The organism is Anoxybacillus sp. PDR2, from assembly GCF_009834045.1.
GTDB classification, from domain to species: Bacteria; Bacillota; Bacilli; order Bacillales; family Anoxybacillaceae; genus Anoxybacteroides; species Anoxybacteroides rupiense.
In genome coordinates this window covers 3438868-3455396 of the sequence record NZ_CP047158.1, presented here as the reverse complement: position 1 = coordinate 3455396, position 16529 = coordinate 3438868, and the positions used below count along the sequence as shown (strand labels likewise).

Annotated in this window: 15 protein-coding genes and 1 pseudogene; all 16 read left to right on the top strand. The window is 38.3% G+C overall.

The features are described from left to right. Positions 1-18: 18 nt before the first annotated feature. The 16 genes and pseudogenes from GRQ40_RS16660 (at position 19) to GRQ40_RS16585 (ending at position 16478) form a co-directional block, all read left to right on the top strand. Entirely contained in the window at positions 19-1947 is a 1929-nt protein-coding gene (locus GRQ40_RS16660) for a glycosyltransferase (RefSeq protein ID WP_236546354.1), read from the top strand. Positions 1948-1960: 13 nt separating this feature from the next. Continuing rightward, positions 1961-3031, top strand: a pseudogene (locus GRQ40_RS19090) (glycosyltransferase); the annotation flags it as partial. 998 nt (positions 3032-4029) lie between these two features. Further along, entirely contained in the window at positions 4030-6180 is a 2151-nt protein-coding gene (locus tag GRQ40_RS16650) for a glycosyltransferase (RefSeq protein ID WP_159720420.1), read from the top strand. A gap of 27 nt (positions 6181-6207) precedes the next feature. Continuing rightward, entirely contained in the window at positions 6208-6786 is a 579-nt protein-coding gene (locus GRQ40_RS16645; protein WP_159720419.1) for a PglD-related sugar-binding protein, read from the top strand. A 5-nt stretch (positions 6787-6791) separates the two neighbouring features. Further along, complete coding sequence (locus GRQ40_RS16640) at positions 6792-7487, top strand: WbqC family protein (protein ID WP_159720418.1); 696 nt, start codon at positions 6792-6794, stop codon at positions 7485-7487. A 221-nt stretch (positions 7488-7708) separates the two neighbouring features. Next, positions 7709-8842, top strand: coding sequence for a dTDP-4-amino-4,6-dideoxygalactose transaminase (rffA, locus tag GRQ40_RS16635; RefSeq protein WP_159720417.1), 1134 nt, complete (start codon positions 7709-7711; stop codon positions 8840-8842). A gap of 7 nt (positions 8843-8849) precedes the next feature. Next, positions 8850-9596 carry a sugar phosphate nucleotidyltransferase gene (locus tag GRQ40_RS16630; RefSeq protein ID WP_159720416.1) on the top strand — a complete coding sequence of 249 codons (747 nt, stop codon included), beginning with the start codon at positions 8850-8852 and terminating at the stop codon, positions 9594-9596. 12 nt (positions 9597-9608) lie between these two features. Further along, positions 9609-10172: a dTDP-4-dehydrorhamnose 3,5-epimerase gene (gene rfbC / locus GRQ40_RS16625; RefSeq protein ID WP_159720415.1), complete on the top strand. Its 564-nt coding sequence runs from the start codon at positions 9609-9611 to the stop codon at positions 10170-10172. Next, entirely contained in the window at positions 10169-11182 is a 1014-nt protein-coding gene (gene rfbB, locus GRQ40_RS16620; RefSeq protein WP_159720414.1) for a dTDP-glucose 4,6-dehydratase, read from the top strand. The genes rfbC and rfbB overlap by 4 nt, the downstream gene beginning before the upstream one ends. After that, positions 11179-12039: a dTDP-4-dehydrorhamnose reductase gene (gene rfbD, locus GRQ40_RS16615; RefSeq protein ID WP_159720413.1), complete on the top strand. Its 861-nt coding sequence runs from the start codon at positions 11179-11181 to the stop codon at positions 12037-12039. The genes rfbB and rfbD overlap by 4 nt, the downstream gene beginning before the upstream one ends. Next, positions 12036-13109: a glycosyltransferase gene (locus tag GRQ40_RS16610; RefSeq protein ID WP_236546353.1), complete on the top strand. Its 1074-nt coding sequence runs from the start codon at positions 12036-12038 to the stop codon at positions 13107-13109. The genes rfbD and GRQ40_RS16610 overlap by 4 nt, the downstream gene beginning before the upstream one ends. 340 nt (positions 13110-13449) lie before the next feature. Further along, positions 13450-13812: a flagellar protein FlaG gene (gene flaG / locus GRQ40_RS16605; protein WP_159720412.1), complete on the top strand. Its 363-nt coding sequence runs from the start codon at positions 13450-13452 to the stop codon at positions 13810-13812. Positions 13813-13829: 17 nt separating this feature from the next. Beyond that, on the top strand, positions 13830-15305 hold the full coding sequence (locus GRQ40_RS16600) for a flagellar hook-associated protein 2 (protein ID WP_159720411.1): 1476 nt from the start codon (positions 13830-13832) through the stop codon (positions 15303-15305). 21 nt (positions 15306-15326) lie between these two features. Beyond that, positions 15327-15728 (top strand): flagellar export chaperone FliS, encoded by a 402-nt coding sequence (gene fliS / locus GRQ40_RS16595; protein WP_080860246.1) that lies wholly within the window; start codon positions 15327-15329, stop codon positions 15726-15728. Beyond that, positions 15728-16078 carry a flagellar protein FliT gene (locus GRQ40_RS16590; protein ID WP_080860244.1) on the top strand — a complete coding sequence of 117 codons (351 nt, stop codon included), beginning with the start codon at positions 15728-15730 and terminating at the stop codon, positions 16076-16078. The genes fliS and GRQ40_RS16590 overlap by 1 nt, the downstream gene beginning before the upstream one ends. Before the next feature lie 10 nt (positions 16079-16088). After that, positions 16089-16478 carry a DUF8042 domain-containing protein gene (locus tag GRQ40_RS16585; RefSeq protein ID WP_159720410.1) on the top strand — a complete coding sequence of 130 codons (390 nt, stop codon included), beginning with the start codon at positions 16089-16091 and terminating at the stop codon, positions 16476-16478. The last annotated feature ends 51 nt before the right edge of the window (positions 16479-16529 follow it).

Genomic DNA, 16529 nt, shown 5'->3' with positions numbered 1-16529 from the left:
TTTAAAAGGATGTGTACCATGAGGCCATTATTATCTTTATGCATGATTGTCAAAAATGAAGAAAAGGTGTTGCAGCGCTGCCTTGATTCTGTCTATGGGATTGTAGATGAAATTATTATTGTTGACACTGGATCAACGGACTCTACAAAAAAAATAGCTTTAAATTATGTTGAAAAAATATATGAATTTGAGTGGACGAATAGTTTTGCAGATGCCCGAAATTATGCACAAAAACAAGCTAATGGAGAATGGATTTTAGTTCTTGATGCAGATGAGTATGTGGATAGAGAGAACTTAAAACAAGTAGTAGAAGAGCTAAAAAATGCAAGAGAAACTGTTGATGGTTATGATGTAACTATCTATAATTTCATGGGTTCATATGGAGAAAGAGTTCTTCAGCACAGAAGCACGAGAATATATCGGAATCGCTCTCATATCTTCTATTATCGCTCTATTCATGAGCAATTAAAGAAAAATGGAAGTGAAGCATTGACCACAGAATCCCTTCCTTTTATTGTTTATCATTCTGGATACATGACTCAAACAGTGAAAGCAAAGAATAAAAATGAACGGAATACAGAGTTAATTGAAAAAGAGCTACAATCTTCTAACAGCAAAGGATTTGATTATTTCAATTTGGCGAATGAGTATCTTTCGAAAGCTGAAGTAGAAAAAGCATTGCAATATTATTTAGAAGCTTATAGGCTAAAGCCAGACTTTAGATTTAGCTGGGTCTCAATTTGTGTTGTTCAAATTATTCTATGTTTAAAATACTTAGAGCGGTTTGCTGATGCGCTACATGTAATTAGTGATGCTGAGAATATCTACAGCGAAACGCCTGATTTTAAATATTTAAGAGGCGAAATTTACTATTTACAGCGCCGACATGATGATGCCTTAACCGTTTTAACTGAATTAGTTAATAACAAACACAAATATTCGAAATCTATTAAAAGTATTGAATATCTAGAGTATGATCCTCACGTTTTACTAGGACATATTCATAAACATAAACAAAATTTTCAAGAAGCCGTCCATCATTATACAAGCGCCTTATCTGTCAACAATAAGAGCTATGAAGCGCTATTTCATTTGTTAAGCTTATTGGCCAAATTTCATTCTGAACATGAGATTATTCATTTTCTAGAAAAAAGAAGCTGGTTTACAAATGAGCGCGATATATTACTGCTATTAAGAGTTGTTTTCACTATCAGAATGACAGGCACTGCTGAATATTATGTTTCAATGTTAGAAGAGGGAACTACTAAAAAGGGCTTTGAGATTAAACTCAAGATTTTAAAAGAAGAATATAAAGCAGCGATTGCAGAATTGTTGAATAGTTCCTTATCCTCACTTAAAGTGTATATCCAAAATGGCTCTTTAGATTTATATGATGTTTTAGTTGCATCGATGAGTATTGGCAAGCTAGATATCATTCGATTGTTAATTAATATTGTGGGGGAAGAAAAGGAAAAAGAATTTTTACGATTCATCCTTAAAGAAACAGACGATATTCCGGAGCAAAATTTCTATCTGAATATGATTGAACGGACGATTCAGCTTCAAAAATATGATCTATTTGAAGAGTTAATCAAATTACGGGATCAATTTGACAATCGAATTAATCTTTCTCTTGGACACTTGCTTCATCGCTATGAATTTATTGAAGTGGCTCTTGGCTTTTATCAGAGTATTGAAGACTTTAATGATTTGGATGCAGATGCTTTTGTTAACATCATCGAAGGTTTAGCGATGCGAGAACAATTTGCAGAAGCAATCCAGTATGGACTGTTAGGAATGAATCTTGGTCATCACGATTTCCGCTTATATAAATATGTGTTGGAACTAATGAAATTGAATGAGATGAATGAAGAACGGAGACGTATACTGGAAAGTGCCAAACAAATCTACCCTGATAGCAAATGGTTAATGGAACAGGGCAATTAAGAGGGAGACTTATATGAAAACTAGTATTATCATTCTCACTCATAATCAATTGAATTACACAAAACAGTGTATAGAAAGTATTATTAAATATACAAAAGAAGGAAGTTACGACATTATTATTGTTGACAACCATTCTACTGATGGTACGGTGGAGTGGTTAAAAGAACAAAATAACTTAAAAGTAATCTTTAATAATAAAAATCTGGGCTTTCCAAAAGGATGTAATCAAGGAATTGAAATAGCAACAGGGGACAATATTCTTCTTTTAAACAACGATACGGTTGTAACTGAAAATTGGCTTGAGAATTTGTTGGCATGTTTATATAGCTCTGATGATATAGGTGCAGTTGGACCGGTGACCAACTCGGCGACATATTATTCAACAATTCCGGTGGACTATACATCGATTGATGAAATGCATCGGTTTGCCGCGAGCTATAATGTTTCTGATCATAGTAAATGGGAAGAGCGGTTAAAATTAATTGGTTTTTGCATGCTGATTAAAAGAAAAGCGATTAATGAAATTGGTTTACTCGATGAGCGATTTACGCCAGGGAATTTCGAGGATGACGATTACTCGGTCCGCTTACGCAAAGCAGGATACCGTTTGATGCTATGCAAAGATACGTTTATTCACCATTACGGCAGTGTATCGTGGAAAAAGGATGTTAATGCCTATTCTCGCATTTTGACTGAAAATGAGAAGAAGTTTAAGGAGAAGTGGGGCACAGATTCGAATTCATATCGAGTGGATTGTGAAATGGTGGAATGCATAAAGGCGCGTAAAGACGAAGCACTTCGTGTGCTTCATATTGGCGCTGGATCGGGAGGCACTTTGTTGAAAGTGAAAAATGAGTATCCACTTGCCCAATTATATGGTGTCGAGAAAAATCCATTTTCAATTGAAGAGGCAAGCAGATTCGCGATCATGACTGACAGCTTTGAGCATCATGACATCATTGGCCGGGAGTTTGATGCCATTTTATTAAGCGGCGACACTTTTTCCCTAGACAAAAGGCTGCTTCAATTTATTGTAAGGCATCTCAAGGAGAATGGAACGTTTATTGCGAAGCTTCCTAATATCGGCCATTGCTTAGTGATACAGGATTTCTTGGGCGGCGGTAACCCTGTTGCAGATCGTAATATGTACAGTTTTTCACAAATTGACTGTCTGTTAAAAGAGGCGGGATTCCGAACCTCTATCTCTGGACTAAAGCCTTTTATTAGCGACAGCCAGCAGCACTTTATTAATCAGTTAGCGACTATATATGGAGATAGTGTTCGCCCGATGTTGGAGTCGAGCTACTTTTTAGTGGCGGCGCAGTTTGAAAATCGTCAACTCTTACCCTTACTAGATGAACTTATGTCTGGGAAAAACGTATGGGCAGAATTGCAGAATTATTTTCCAGAACAAATTATTGCAGCGATTAAAGAAAATAATCACAATTCAGTGGATATATTGAATCGGTTGGCAATTGAAAACTTTGCAGTTGGACATCATGAACATGTGCTACCTTACTTGCGCGCTGCTTTTGAAATGGAACCAGATCATGCGGATACTCTTTATAATTTAGCGTTTGTGCTGAATTCGTATGGGGAGAAGGAATTGGCTAACCGATATTTGTCGTTCATTAAAAATCCGGATTACGAGGTCCAAAAGTTGTTTGAGGAAATTAATGAAAAACCGCTAAAAAACATTCAAACGCTTACATTTTTGTTGCGTCGATTGGAGTTCGAGGTTGATTTAGAAGAAACGAAACAAGCGATTGTGCAGAAATTAATGGAAAATGAAATTGATGAAACAATTATAAAAGAAGTATTGAACACAAGCATCATCGACAAAGTTAAAGTGCTCCAGTCCCTTGCCATTATTTGTTTTGAGCACGGACTGCACGAACATGTTTTGCCTTATTTGCACGCTGCTTACGACCTTGATCCAACGAATGGAGATACTCTTTACAATTTAGGTTATGTACTGCTTTATTATGGGGAATACGAATTGGCAGAAAGATTCTTACAGCAAATTCAACAGCCTGATGCACAAGTAATCGAATTGCTCAAGGCTGCAAGAGGAGAGTCTTCATGATGAATGATAAAAAAATCGCGTTCATTTACTGTGTCAATAACCGTGATTTATATGAAGAATCGGTACGCTATGTAAAATCACTACATGTACCAGACGGTTATGAAATTGAATTTATTGCGATTGAAGGGGCACAAAGCATTACTTCAGGATATAACCAAGCGATGAAGCAGACGGATGCGAAGTATAAAGTGTATTTGCATCAGGATGTGTTTATTGTTAACAAAAGTTTCATTTATGATATTTTATCTTTATTTGAACGATACCCTAAGTTAGGACTTTTAGGAGTAGCAGGTTCAAAATATATTCCAAGTAGTGGGGTATGGTGGGAAACAGATTTAAAATATGGAAAAGTCTACGACAGCATTTCTAATATTTTGAAGCTCAATCAATTTAACGAAGTTAGAGAGGATTATGAAAGTGTTGAAGCTGTGGATGGTTTGATAATTATTACGCAGTATGATCTTCCATGGAGAGACGATTTATTTAAAGGATGGCATTTTTATGATGTTTCGCAATGTAGAGAGTTCATTAATGCCGGTTACGAAGTAGGGATCCCGAAACAGGAACTTCCGTGGTGTGTACACGATTGTGGAATATGTGATGTAGGACCGTCTTTTCAAGAGGCTAGATGGCAATTTTTAAGTGAATATTTTCCGAAATTTAACGGATTTAAAAATACTATTGAGTTTAACAGAAGTAGATTTGATGTCTTTTATCAAGCATTTAAAAATACTAAAGTTGATGATATTTCATCTATCAACAGAAAAATTATTCAGGCTAAAATGGCTGCAACGATAGCTTGGTATGCTCATCCTGGTTTTTATGTATCACCTGAATTAGAGAATGGATTGTTGGAGATTGCTAAAAAGACTGTGGATTTAAAACCCAAGGAAAAAATAGAGCTACCGATGGGAAATAAAGGCTATAAAAAAATTCTACATGTAATGACAGCAGCTTATAGAACAGGGGGACACACTAGGGCTGTTGAACGTTGGATTTTAAACAGACTCGACAAAAATGAACATCATTCAGTTATTATATTGGAACAAGATGCTCCTGATATTCCTAATATGTTATATGAAGTTAGTGAGACTTCGGGTGGAAAATGTATAGTATTAAATGATAATTTGAGTTATTTAGAAAAAGTTCTAATGCTCCGTGATATTTCGTTAAGTTGGGCTGATCTTGTAGTACTCCATACTCATCCAGATGATCCTATTCCTTCTATTGCGTACGGGATTAATTATGGTCCCCCAATTGTGTTGTATAATCATGCTGATCATGCGTTTTGGTTAGGGGCAAATATTTCAGATTTGGTTATTGATGGTAGAGGGATAGGTTTTCAGATTTCTAAAGAACGGAGATTGGCTCGAGGTTCTCATCTCATTCCTTTGCCATTAGTAGCTTCGAGACAATTTGAGAACAAGAACGAGATTCGGAGAAAATTTAATATCCCAGATGAAATGGTAATTTTACTTACTATAGCTGACTCTTATAAATTTACTCCTTACACTGGTTTAAATTATTTTGAAACGCTGTCCAAAATACTAAAAAAATCCCGTAATGTATTACTAATTATTATTGGCATGGATGAAAAACATCCTTTGGCTCAAAAAGCCAAAAGTTTAATGAATCATAATATTTGTTTTCTTGGAACATTCTCTAATATAGAAGATTTTTATAAATTAGCAGATATATATATTGAAAGTTTCCCAATTGGCTCTCCAACAGCTGCATTAGATGCTGCTATGAGAGGAATTCCTGTTGTACACTCTCTAAATAATTCATCTCCATTATTCACCGTAGAAATATTTGGTGAAACGGATAAGGGGTTTGCTAATGAAAATGAATATATAAATTACGTTGTAGAGCTTATTAATTCAAAAGATGAAAGATGTTTATTAGGAGAAATACAACGAAAAGCTGTTTTGAAAAAACATATTGGGGAAATGTGGAATAAAAGGGTAGATAGCTTATTCAGTGTAGTTCCTAATCGTCATTCGGTTAAACTATTAAATACTACTAAAAATATAAATCAAATAGAGAGTCATGATGTGGTTTGGTCGAGGGTACAATTTTTAAGTAACTATTCAGAAGTGTTAAATATTAAATTAAATTCCTTGCAGAGGAAAATGTTATCGTATTAACATTTGTTAAAAGTGAGTTGATTTAATATGCACAAAGTGATAGTGTACGGCTCTAAAGAGTTCGCGAAGCTCATAAAGCAGCTGGTCATAAATTGTGGGCATGAGTTTGTTGGATTTATTGATGATTTAGAACCGCATAAAGATGAAGTATTAGGATCTTTTGAGGATGTAAGGAAGAAGTATTCCACTAGTGAGTATTGTATAGTATATGGTATTGGTTACAATAGTCTTTCTGCTCGATGGAATATTTATAATAAGGTCCTGTCTTATGGTTATGAAACGATTAATCTAATTCACCCAACTGCTATTATTGATAAAACAAGTATTATGGGAAAAGGACTTATTGTAATGGCAGGAGTAATAGTTGATACAAACGTCAAATTAGGTGACTTAGTAGTCCTTTGGCCTGGAACTGTTGTAAGTCATGATAGTGAGATAGAGAGTAATTGTTTTTTGTCACCTAATAGTACAATATGTGGATTTACCAAAATAGGTAGTAGTAGCTTTATCGGAGCTGGGGCTACAGTAGTTAATAATACACATGTGCCGCCAAATAGTTTTATAAAAGCAGGAAGTGTTTTTTATGTTACTCATAAGGTGGATTAGTTAGTATGAAAAAAATAGCAATTATTCAATCAAATTATATTCCTTGGAAAGGCTATTTCGATATCATAAATGATTCCGATATCTTTATTTTTTTAGATGATGTACAGTATACTAATCGCGATTGGAGAAATAGAAATAAAATAAAAACAATTCACGGATTGAAATGGTTAACAATTCCAGTAGGTAGTGATACTAATCGTCTAATTTGTGATGTAAGTATCGAAAGCTCTCGTTGGCAAAAGGAGCATTGGGAAACGATAAAATATTGCTATAGTAAAGCTAAATATTTCAATTTGTATAAGGATTTCTTTGAAGATTTATATTGTTCTAGGGTTTGGACTAACTTATCTGAATTAAACCAATATATTATCACGCATATATCAAAAGATATTTTAGGTATCAATACGAAATTTTTTAACAGTAAAGATTTAAATTGTAAAGGAAAAAAACAGGAGAAACTCATTAATTTGATAAAAAAAGTAGAAGGAAATTTATATATTTCAGGTCCTTCCGCGCAAAACTATATTGATGATTTAATGTTCGTAAAAAACCAAATACAACTTGTTTATAAAGACTACTTTGGATATCCAGAATACGAACAGTTTTATCCACCTTTTGAGCATGGAGTAACGATTTTAGATCTAATCTTCCACACAGGACCAGATGCACCATACTATATTTGGGGATGGAGAAAAAAGTAATATTTCAAAAATCATCCTTTGTATGAAATAAAATGTTAAAAAACTTATCACTATACATGAAGAAATAAGGAATAGAAGCTATCTCTTGGGGTTATCAATATATAATGAAAAAACGAAATTATTATGTATTTTTTTGTTGATAATAACAAATGAATGAGTTATTTAATTAGGTTAGAGCTTATCTATTTTCATAGAAAGTATAAAAACAGGTGAGTTAGATTATGATACCTTTTAATGTACCACCAATAACAGGAAATGAGATTTATTATATTGAAAAATCTTTAAGAACCCAGAAATTAAGCGGTGGAGGACCATTCACAAAGAAATGTGAAGAGTGGTTTGAAAGAAATTTTAAATGTAAAAAAACACTACTTGTTCCCTCTTGTACACATGCATTGGAAATGGCAGCTATGTTAATTGATGTAAAAGAGGGCGATGAAATTATTATGCCTTCTTATACTTTCGTATCAACAGCAAATGCTTTTGTAATTAGAGGTGCGAAGATAGTCTTTGTAGATATACGCCCAGATACAATGAATATAGATGAGAATCGGATAGAGAGCGCTATTACCGAGAAAACTAAAGCTATTGTAGTGGTTCATTACGCAGGAGTAGCTTGTGAGATGGATCAGATAATGAAAATAGCCTCGAAATACAATCTTTATGTAATTGAAGATGCCGCCCAAGGAGTTATGAGTACTTATAAAGGAAGGGCACTCGGGACAATAGGGCACATAGGGTGTTATAGCTTTCACGAAACCAAAAATTATACGTGCGGAGAAGGGGGAGCTATTTTAATAAATGATCCTGCAATGATTGAACGGGCTGAAATTATTAGAGAAAAAGGCACTGATAGATCAAAGTTTTTCAGGGGGCAAATCGATAAGTATACATGGATTGACATCGGTTCATCCTACTTACTAAATGATATTAGCGCCGCATTTTTATATGCTCAGTTAGAAAAAGCACAGGAAATTAACCAAGACCGTTTGACTACTTGGAATTTATATTACGCTAATTTGAAGGGTCTGCAAGAAGAAGGATGTATTGAGCTTCCCTATGTTCCTGAAGAATGTAAGCATAATGGTCACCTATTTTATATCAAAACTGCATGTCTAAAGGAACAAGAAGATTTAATTAAATACTTAAAAGATAACGGCATTATGGCTGTTTTTCACTATGTACCTTTGCATAGTTCAAAGGCGGGAACTCAATATGGGAGGTTTAGTGGGATAGATTTATATACTACTTCGCATAGCGAAAGACTGATAAGATTGCCTCTTTATTATCAAATGAGTCCAAGGCATGTGACATATATATGTGATGTGATAAAAACATTTTATGAGAAAAGGTGATCAACTAATGAAAGGCATCATTCTCGCCGGTGGGACAGGCTCCCGCCTTTATCCGTTAACGAAAGTAACCAATAAACATTTGCTTCCAGTCGGTAAATATCCAATGATTTATCACGCTATTTACAAGTTAAAAGAGGCGGATATTCGCGATATTTTAATTGTAACTGGGCGCGAGCATATGGGAGATGTCGTGAATCTTTTAGGAAGCGGTTCGGAATTCGATGTCCAACTGACGTATAAAGTACAGGATCAGGCGGGAGGAATTGCACAGGCATTGGGGCTGTGCGAGGCGTTTGTCGGCAATGATTTAATGACGGTCATTTTAGGGGACAATGTTTTTTCTGATAGCATCACTTCCTATGTAAAGAATTTCATAGAGCAAGGAGCGGGAGCAAAAATTTTAATTAAGCAAGTCGAGGATCCTGAACGATTTGGGGTGCCGGAATTAGAAGGAAACCGAATCAAGAGCATTGAAGAAAAGCCGAAACAGCCGAAAAGCCGTTATGCGGTAACGGGAATTTATATGTACGATGCAAAAGTATTTGACATTATTAAAACATTAAAGCCATCAGCACGAGGGGAATTGGAAATTACTGACGTAAATAACGCCTACATTGAGAGAAATGAGTTAACGTATGACGTTTTGGATGGATGGTGGACGGACGCGGGGACGCATACATCTTATTTGCGGGCTAATGAACTGGCGAAAGATGTGGATTTCGGCAGCTGGTTTAATAAGAACATGAAATACTGAAGGATGAAAGGTATGAAAATTATCGAAACCACATTTGACAGTGCTTTTATCTTGGAACCAACCGTATATGGAGACGTGCGAGGCTTTTTTATGGAAAGCTACAATGAGAAAACGTTTCGCGAATTAGGCTTTGACTTGCGATTCGTGCAAGATAATCATTCTCTTTCTGTTAAAGCGGGAACGATTCGTGGATTGCATTATCAGTTGAATCCCCGAGCTCAAACCAAACTCGTCCGTGTTACGCGCGGCGCTATTTACGATGTGATCGTCGATATCCGCCGCGGTTCTCCGACGTTTGGAAAATGGCAAGGTTTCATTTTAAGTGCCGATAATAAAAGGCAGTTGTTAGTTCCTAAAGGATTTGCGCACGGCTTTTGTACTCTAGTTGATCATACAGAAGTTCAATACAAAGTGGATGCCTATTATTCTCCAGAGCATGACAGAGGCATTTTATGGAATGATCCTTCTTTAGGGATTGATTGGCCAATGCCGACTCCTGTTCTTTCCGAAAAGGATGCCAACCATCCATTATTGGTCGATGCAGAGATTAATTTTACGTGGGAGAGAATTGTATGAATATTTTGGTGACCGGTGGAGCTGGCTTTATCGGTAGCAATTTTGTGCGTTATATGTTAGAGAAATATCCTAAATACAAAATTGTGAACTATGATCTGTTAACATATGCAGGAAATCTAGAAAATTTGCAAGATGTTCAAAAAAACGGGCAATATGTTTTCGTCAAAGGTGATATTGGCAATTATCAGCTCGTTGATTATGTTGTGGGCACTCATCAGATCGATGTAATTGTTAATTTTGCGGCCGAGTCGCATGTAGACCGCAGCATTTCTGATCCAGGAATTTTTGTAAAAACAAATGTACTTGGAACACAGGTGTTATTAGATGTAGCCAAAACCCATGGTATTAAAAAATATGTGCAAATTTCAACTGATGAAGTATATGGGAGTTTAGGAGAAACAGGATATTTTACAGAAGAAACGCCGCTGGCGCCAAACAGCCCATATTCGGCAAGCAAAGCAGGTGCCGATTTGCTTGTGAGGGCGTATCACGAAACATATGGATTAAATGTCAATATAACGCGCTGTTCTAACAATTATGGGCCGTATCATTTTCCTGAAAAGCTGATTCCGTTAATGATTACTAATGCCTTGGAAGGCAAAGAGCTCCCGATTTACGGTGATGGTCAAAATGTTCGTGATTGGCTCCATGTGAAAGATCATTGCACAGCGATTGATTTGGTGATTCATAAAGGGATTCCTGGGGAAGTATATAATATTGGCGGACATAATGAGCGTACCAATAATGAAATCGTGCACCTCATTGTTGAAAAACTAGGGGTTTCTAAATCATTGATTAAGTATGTGCCAGATCGCCTAGGACATGATCGCCGTTATGCGATTGATCCAGCGAAAATTACAGAGGAACTCGGTTGGACGCCGCAGTACGAGTTTGACAAAGGCATTGAAGAAACGATTCAATGGTATATTCATCATCCAGATTGGTGGAAACGCGTCAAATCAGGCGAGTATATGGATTATTACAAGAAGCAGTACGGTGAAACCAAATGAATAAGGATAAAATATTAATAACAGGAGCACATGGACAGCTTGGGGTTGAACTAGTCACACTGCTAGAAAGTGCGGAATGTCAAGTATACGGCTACGGACGAAATGAAATGGATATTACCGATTTTGAGCAAGTAAACGATATTATCGATCGTGTTCGTCCTACTGTAATTATCCATGCGGCTGCCTATACAAGGGTAGACGACGCCGAGTCTGAAATCGACCAAGCTTTTCTAGTAAATGCATACGGAACAAGAAACGTTGCGGTGGCAGCACAAAAGGTAGATGCCAAGCTTGTTTATATAAGCACGGATTACGTATTTGATGGAAACAGCCATGCACCTTATAACGAGTTTGTTGCGCCAAGTCCAATCAATGTATATGGAAAAAGTAAATGGGCTGGTGAACGATTTGTAGCGGATTTACACTCAAAGTTTTTTATTGTGAGAACGTCATGGGTTTACGGAAAACATGGAAATAACTTTGTAAAAACGATGCTGAAACTCGGACAGAAACAAAAAGAGCTATTCGTTGTGGATGACCAAATCGGTTGCCCCACTTATGCTGTTGATTTAGCGGCGCAAATTTTTCAGCTGATTCAAACTGAAAAGTATGGAATCTATCATGTTTCAAACTCGGGATCTTGTTCTTGGTATGAGTTCGCGAAGGCGATTTTTGAAGAAACTGGCTTGATAGTAAGGCTAGAGCGATGTAAGACAAAAGATTATCCAAGGCCTGCCGCGCGCCCTTTGTATTCCGTATTAGAGCATATGGCTTTAAGGCTTAACGGTTTTAAGGAGCTAAGGCACTGGCGAGAAGCATTGAAAGAATTTATTGGGCTATATGAGGTGGAATCTTGACGACACTCGCATTGGTCATGATTGTCAAAAATGAAGAACGTCACTTAGGACGGTGTCTGCAAAGTGTTAAAGATATAGTGGATGAAATTATTATTGTGGACACAGGATCTACGGATCGAACGAAAGACATTGCTTCTTCTTTTGGAGCGAAAATATTTGATTTTAAATGGATCGATGATTTTTCGGCGGCCCGCAATTATGCGCTCGAACAATCTACAAGTGATTGGAATTTAGTACTGGATGCAGATGAATATGTGATAAATCAATGTGAAAGCACTATACGTCGATTTTTAGAAAAAGATGAAAAGAAAATTGGACGAATTCGGCGTATTGATGAGTTTATCCAAAATGGCGAGAAACGGTATGCGCAGTCCTATCTATCTCGATTGTTGCCGAAAGGCGTAAAATATGTTGGACGGGTGCATGAACAGATAGAGACAGATTTACCGAGAGAGGACCTTGACATAGAAGTGTATCATGATGGATATATTGCTACGGATAAAACAGATCGAAATTTAAATTTGTTGTTGCTGGAATTGGAAAAAGATCCATTTAACGATTATGTTTTATATCAAATAGGGAAGCAGTATAAGCTAAAACAACAGCTGCGACAGGCAGAGCGATATTTTGAAAAAAGCTATCAGCTTGTTCCGTTATATTCATGGTATCGTCATAACCTAGTTGTCGATTACTTGTATACCGTCAGAGGGAATCAATCGTTTGAGAAGGGCATAAAGCTTATTGAAACGGAACAAAATAGCTTAGCCGATTCTCCGGATTTTCATTTTGCCTGCGGTTTATTTTATATGGATTTGATTTTTAGCGACGTGAATCAATATATTCACTTGTTTCCGCTTATCGAGCAATCTTTTCTTCGATGTTTAGCGATAGGCGATACGGCGAAATATGATAGTGTGAAAGGAACAGGAAGCTTTTTAGCCTTATATAATCTCGGGGTTTTTCATGAAGCGCTTGGAAATGTGAATAAAGCTATTTCTTTTTATCAAAAAGCGGCTGATCTGCAATATGGACAAGCGATCAAAAGATTAGAGATGCTCAATCGCCAATGAAAAAAATAGAGCTTCGCGTGTGCGAGCTCTATTTTTATGGAATTAGAACGTATTATTCATTCGCTACATGATAAATATTGTTGGCGTTAAACATGCTCACAGCTTTGTGTGATTTTCTCATCGTTCCTAAGTTCATTGGAAAAGAGATCTAGCAGAGTTTTACATAAGCTTGAATTACTAAAATTCGCTTTATAACAGCCAACATAAAGGAATAGATGACGAAATTTATAGTATTATTCTCTTTTTTTTTGAATGGGTTTTTTCTATTTTTTCTTCACACTCCTTCATCTGTAGCCGATATAAAAAATAGGAAGCGTTTAGAGACAAAGGAGCGGGCGATATGGCGATTGAGCGTATTTTTTCCCAATCTTCTTTTTCATTGGAGAATGTAAAAAATCAGCAGGCTTTTCACATGGCTGAACGGCAGCCGACAGAGGAGCCGATTATAGCCGAGACGCCGCAGGATTCGCAGGAATGGTCGAAGGATCGGCTTTCCGATATTGTGAAAAGCATGAACACTTTTTTGCAGCCGAGCCAGACATCGTTGCGGTTTGAGCTTCATGATGAGCTAAAGGAATATTATGTGCAAGTTGTGGATGAGCGGACGAAGGAGGTCATCCGTGAAATTCCGCCGAAAAAGCTGTTAGATATGTATGCGGCGATGATGGAATTTGTCGGGCTTGTCGTGGATAAGAAAATTTAAGGAGGGAGCGTGCGGCGATGAGTACCATGCGGATAAGCGGTCTTGCCAGCGGCATGGATATCGATCAAATGGTGAAGGATTTGATGAAGGCGGAGCGCATGCCGCTTGACAAGCTGACGCAGAAGAAGCAGACGCTTGAATGGCAGCGCGATGATTATCGATCGATGAATGCGCTGCTGCAAGATTTAGATAATTATATTTTTAGTAATTTGACATTGCAAAGCAGCATGCTGAAAAAGAAAGTGACAAGCTCCAACGACAGTGTAGTCACTGCCACGGCCAGCGCTTCGGCCGCGAATGTCAGCATGAACATCAATGTCGCGAAAATAGCGACTTCCGCTACGTGGATTTCCACTGGAACGGAAAATTTCGCCCAAGGGGCGAGAACGCTTAGCTTAAATGTCACCAATGGCGATGGAAGCACGAAAGCGGTGACGCTTTCCATTGACGCTTCTGACACTCTTGATACCGTTTTGGCCAAGCTTAATAATCACAACGATTTAGGAATTACCGCGTTCTATGATTCAGTACAGGATAAAGTCGTCATCACGAAAAAAGATACGGGAGCGGCTGCGAGCTTAGTGCTCAATGACGCGGATACGGCTGCGTTTTTTCAACAGCTTGGCTTTAGCGATGCGGTGGCCGGGGCGGAGCTGACCGGAAAAACGGCGGGTCAGGATGCCCAATTTACGATTAACGGCTTGACGACGACAAGACCATCGAATACGTTTACGCTGGGCAATGTGACCTATACGCTAAAAGCGGCCGGTTCCGCCACGATTGCGACAGCCAACGATACAGATGCGATTTTTAATGCGATTAAAGGCTTTGTTGATAAATATAACGATACGATCAGCAAAATCAATGCGAAGCTGTCGGAACAGCGCTATCGTGATTATTTGCCGCTGACCGATGAGCAAAAGGAAGCGATGACGGAAAAGCAGGTCGAGCTGTGGGAAGAAAAAGCGAAAAGCGGCTTGCTTCGCGGCGATACGATTTTATCGAGCGGTTTAAATCAAATGCGGATCGGTGTCTATAGCAAAGTCAATGATCCGGCGATCAATCCTGATTATGATACACTTTCGGAGATCGGGATTACGACATCGACAAACTACCTGGAAAACGGAAAGCTGGTTCTTGATGAAACGAAGCTTCGCGCCGCAATTGAAAAGGATCCGAATTCTATTTATCAATTGTTTAATGCCAACGGTTCCACCTTTGATACAAAGGGGATTGCCCGCCGATTGCGCGATACGATCCAAGATACGATTGGCAAAATTGAGCAAAAAGCAGGAAAAACGTTGTGGACAAACGATCAATTTTCGATTGGCCGCAACTTAGATGATCTGAATAAACAAATTGCTGCGTTTAATGATCGGCTGCAGCAAATCGAAGACCGCTATTATCGCCAATTTACGGCGATGGAGGAAGCGATCAATCGGGCCAATCAGCAAAGTGCCTATTTAATGAATGCTTTTGGGGGATCGCAATAATTTTTAGGGGAGTGTTTTAACATGGCAACGAATAACCCATATCAATCGTACCAAACGAATGCCGTACAAACAGCATCGCCTGGCGAGCTCACGTTGATGTTATACAACGGCTGCTTGAAGTTCATTCAGCTTGCGCGCCGCGCGATGGAAGAAGGCCATACGGCAGAGCGCCATACCAATTTATTAAAAGCGCAAAAGATCATTCAAGAGCTGATGGTGACGCTCAATATGGACTACGACGTCGCGAAATCGATGATGACGATGTATGACTACCTTTACCGCCGCCTAGTGGAAGCGAATATTAAAAATGATCGCGCCATTCTTGATGAAGTGGAAGGCTATGTGACGGAATTCCGCGATACGTGGAAGCAAGTGATTCAATTGAATCGCCAGCGCCAATATGCGCAGGGTGGGCACGTGTAGTGAGCATTGTTGTGGAATTGTTTCAGGTTACGAAACAGCTATATGATCTATTAGATGAGCCCATTCCAAAGGAAGCGCGCGATGAAACGATTGATATGATTCGACATTTGCTTGGGAGAAGGGATGAACTGATCGAGCAGCTACAACCGCCATATAGCGATGAGGAACAGGAGTTGGGCATGGAAATCGTGATGCTCAATGAAACAATCGACCAAAGGCTTCATGGGCTGAAGCAACAAATTTACCAAGATTTAAAGGCGATGAAGCAAAAGAAGATGGCGAATCAAAATTATTTGAATCCTTATCAATCCCTTTCGGTTGATGGGATGTTTTACGATAAAAAAAGGTAGGTCTTTCTAGATGATGCATTTAACTCCTGAACAATTGGCCGTTGTCCGGCAATATGCAGCATTGCTTGATACGATGGAAGAAGGATTTGCTTATGTGGTGGAGAGCTTTCACCATTACGAACGCACACAAGGCGACGCGGTGCTAGCCGATCTTTTTACCGCGCTTGGCCGCATTCATGATGTCAACGAGCGGCTGCTCTCCCGCTTTTTTGCGGAGAATGCCGCCATCATGGCGGAGATCCGCCGGTTTTCCGCTGTTGCGGACGAGGCATGGAAGCTGGATGGAAAGCTGCAGGATGCCAATGGGAAGCAGCAGCTTGTCGAGACGTGCTTAGCTCCTGCGTTTGAAGCGTGGAAAGCCAGCATGCTGACGCATTTGCGCCCATATGTGGAGCAATAATCGCTGCTTCTGCTACGTAAAACCATCGAAGGAACGGTGGCGAAAGCGATC